Source organism: Mesorhizobium sp. M8A.F.Ca.ET.207.01.1.1 (assembly GCF_004794715.1).
Lineage (GTDB): Bacteria > Pseudomonadota > Alphaproteobacteria > Rhizobiales > Rhizobiaceae > Mesorhizobium.
Genome location: NZ_SRUS01000625.1, coordinates 1 through 278, shown reverse-complemented (window position 1 = coordinate 278; position 278 = coordinate 1). Strand labels below are relative to the sequence as shown.

Here is a 278-nt window from a genome sequence, read left to right as displayed (position 1 = left end):
AGTTGACCGCCACCACGCCCACGGTCACCACTGCGATAAACAAGGTCGCCAACGCATTCATCTCGGGATTCAGCCCCAACCTGACGCGCGAGAACACCACCAGCGGCAGCGTGGTCGACCCGGGCCCCGAGAGAAACGCCGACAGAACCAGATCGTCGATGGACAGCGTGAAAGACAGCAGCCATCCGGACACCAGCGCCTGAGAAATCAACGGCAACGTGATCGAGAAAAACACTCGCACCGGGGTCGCGCCAAGGTCGAGCGCCGCTTCTTCCAGC

The 278-nt window shown here is 61.9% G+C and carries 1 protein-coding gene; it reads right to left on the bottom strand.

Features of this window, described 5'->3' with window-relative positions; all coding sequences use genetic code 11:
- Positions 1-278, bottom strand: a 278-nt coding sequence (locus tag EN850_RS36120) for an ABC transporter permease subunit (protein ID WP_136093110.1), incomplete at both ends; no start/stop codon positions are given.